2 protein-coding genes and 1 tRNA gene are annotated in these 3,058 nt (G+C 52.1%); 1 reads left to right on the plus strand and 2 read right to left on the minus strand.

All coding sequences use genetic code 11. The features are described from left to right. Window positions 1-72: transfer RNA gene (locus tag J8X26_RS25880), tRNA-Val, on the minus strand. Window positions 73-335: 263 nt separating this feature from the next. Between J8X26_RS25880 and gltX the strand changes: the two genes are divergently transcribed. Next, complete coding sequence (gltX, locus tag J8X26_RS25885) at window positions 336-1,754, plus strand: glutamate--tRNA ligase (protein ID WP_165058422.1); 1,419 nt, start codon at window positions 336-338, stop codon at window positions 1,752-1,754. Window positions 1,755-1,843: 89 nt separating this feature from the next. Here the strand turns inward: gltX and J8X26_RS25890 are convergent, their stop codons facing one another. Then, the gene (locus J8X26_RS25890) at window positions 1,844-2,635 is read right to left on the minus strand and encodes a formate/nitrite transporter family protein (RefSeq protein WP_165058420.1); all 792 of its coding nucleotides are present in this window, start codon (window positions 2,633-2,635) and stop codon (window positions 1,844-1,846) included. Window positions 2,636-3,058: the final 423 nt, after the last annotated feature.

A 3,058-nucleotide genomic window follows, 5' to 3' on the forward strand; every position in this document is an offset into this window, starting at 1 on the left:
GGGCGATGACGGGCTCGAACCGCCGACCCCCTCCGTGTAAAGGAGATGCTCTACCAACTGAGCTAATCGCCCCCGTCGTGATGGAGTCGCATTATAGGGATACTTGAAATTACGTCAACGCTTTTTAAAAACAAAAATGATCGTTCGGCTTATTTTTAGTCAACCTGACGCGTTTCTCGCCCGCGTAGTCGATTCTTTACGCATTCATGGCCTTAAACAAGGTTACTGCCCTTGTATCAGCGTTGAGGAATCAGGGCAGAGTGGTAGAATGTCAGCCACTTTTTGTTAATTGATAGCGACGTTTTACGGCGTTGCGTTATTAAGGTTGCACCCAGATGAAAATCAAAACCCGTTTTGCCCCAAGCCCGACCGGCTATCTGCACGTCGGTGGCGCCCGTACCGCGCTTTATTCCTGGCTTTTTGCCCGCAACCTGGGCGGCGAGTTTGTGCTGCGTATCGAAGACACCGATCTCGAACGTTCCACTCAGGCTGCAATTGACGCGATTATGGATGGCATGAACTGGCTGAATCTGGACTGGGATGAAGGCCCGTATTTCCAGACCAAACGCTTTGACCGTTATAACGCGGTGATTGATGAAATGCTGGAAAACGGCACAGCGTATAAATGCTATTGCTCTAAAGAGCGTCTGGAAGCGCTGCGTGAACATCAGATGGCCAATAACGAAAAGCCTCGTTATGACGGTCGTTGCCGCGACAGCCACGAACATCACGCCGCTGATGAACCTTGCGTGGTGCGTTTTCGTAACCCGCAGGAAGGTTCGGTCATCTTTGATGACCAGATCCGCGGCCCGATCGAATTCAGCAATGACGAGCTTGATGATCTGATCATCCGCCGTACCGACGGTTCTCCGACCTATAACTTCTGCGTGGTGGTGGATGACTGGGATATGGAAATCACTCACGTTATCCGTGGCGAAGACCATATCAACAACACTCCGCGTCAGATCAACATCCTGAAAGCGCTGGGCGCACCGGTACCGGTTTACGCGCACGTTTCTATGATTTTGGGCGACGACGGTAAAAAACTGTCTAAACGTCACGGCGCGGTTGGCGTCATGCAGTACCGTGATGACGGTTATCTGCCGGAAGCGCTGCTGAACTATCTGGTGCGTCTGGGCTGGTCCCATGGCGATCAGGAAATTTTCAGCCGTGACGAAATGAAAGCGCTTTTCTCACTGGAAAACGTCAGCAAATCTGCCAGTGCGTTCAATACTGAAAAACTGCAATGGCTGAACCACCACTATATCAATACGATGGATCCGCAGTATGTGGCGACCCATCTGCTGTGGCACGTGGAGCAGGCCGGTATCGAAACCCGCAACGGCCCGCAGCTGTTCGAAATCGTTACTTTGCTGGGCGAACGTTGCAAAACTCTGAAAGAAATGGCGGAGTCCTGCCGTTACTTCTACGAAGATTTCGCAGAGTTCGATGCCGATGCGGCGAAGAAACACTTGCGTCCGGTTGCACGTCAGCCGCTGGAAGTGGTTCGCGCGAAACTGGCTGCCATTACTGACTGGACGGCTGAGAATATTCACCATGCGATTCAGGGCACGGCGGATGAGCTGGAAGTCGGGATGGGTAAAGTCGGGATGCCACTGCGCGTTGCTGTCACAGGCGCGGGTCAGTCTCCGGGCGTGGACGTGACCGTTCATGCAATCGGTCAGAGCCGTGTACTGGCGCGTATCGATATGGCGTTAGCCTTCATTGCTGAACGTGAAACACAAGCGCAGTAATCGCTGTTAAATAGTGATAAAAAAAGCCAGCGCGGGAAACCGGCTGGCTTTTTTGCTTTCTGTGAAACGCTTGCCTGAAAACGTCTTAATTAACGTTGTTCAGTCGCAGGTGCTGCAACGGTAGGACGGTAGGCCAGGAAATACATCAGGCCCACGAAGCCCGCGCCACCGACCGCGTTGCCGAGGAACACGGCTGCGAAGTTCGGGAAGTACTGTGACCAGCTCAATGCACCGGCAAAGATTGCCGCAGGCACGATGAACATGTTTGCAACGACGTGCTGGAAGCCGATAGCCACGAATGCCATCACCGGGAACCACATCCCGATCACTTTGCCGCCGACTTCTTTACTGGCGAAGGCCAGCCAGATCGCCAGACACACCAGCCAGTTGCAGCCAATACCGGAAATGAAGGCATGCATAAAGTCTGCATTCACTTTTGCGGTGGCGGTGGCGACGGTTTTGCTCAGGAAAGCGCCTTCGGTCAGCCCCAGAACGTGGCCGAAGAAATAGGCCACGGCCAGGCTTCCCAGCAGGTTAGCGAGGGTCACCCAGAACCAGTTGCGCAGAACAGCGTAAAGGCTGATCTGACGCGCGAACCAGGCGATAGGTAAGGTCATCATGTTACCTGTCAGCAGTTCTCCCCCTGCTAAAACGGTCAGAATAATCCCTACCGGGAACACGGCGGCGCCCAGTAAGTTACTGAATGATCCCCAGGATGCAGGTAACGTCCCTATTACGTGCAGATCCAGCAGGAAACCGGTGGCGATGAATGCGCCAGCCAGAAAGCCCAAAATTAACAAATTCAACACGGAAGCATGGCTTTTATTAACGCCTGCCGTGACAGCGATGGATGCGATTTCTTTAGGTGAATACAAGGACATGAGATTGCTCGAAGTAGTAAGTTATGATTATTGCGCGAGCAGTCTATTCTTAGAATTATCTCAAAACAAGCCGATCTTCATAGTCTGCTAACATTCTATTAATCATTCAGACATAGATGTTAAGAAAATGCATAGGCAGATCATAAAGCTAGTCACCACGCGGGCTTGCGGGCAAATTGTAAAACAATTCATCACACCAAAAATTTCGGTGAGGGCAGAGGTTTTTTCCCTGCAAAATGGGGTATTTGGCGGCTTTTTCAGCGCTTGAATTGAGAAACGGATTTAGCCGTTGACAGGGTTAGCGACGTTTCATATTATGCGCCCCGTTCACCCGTTTTTACGGGCACGAATTGGGGGTATAGCTCAGCTGGGAGAGCGCTTGCATGGCATGCAAGAGGTCAGCGGTTCGATCCCGCTTATCTC

Origin of the sequence: Rahnella sp. ChDrAdgB13 (assembly GCF_017655185.1) — a bacterium.
GTDB lineage: Bacteria > Pseudomonadota > Gammaproteobacteria > Enterobacterales > Enterobacteriaceae > Rahnella > Rahnella contaminans.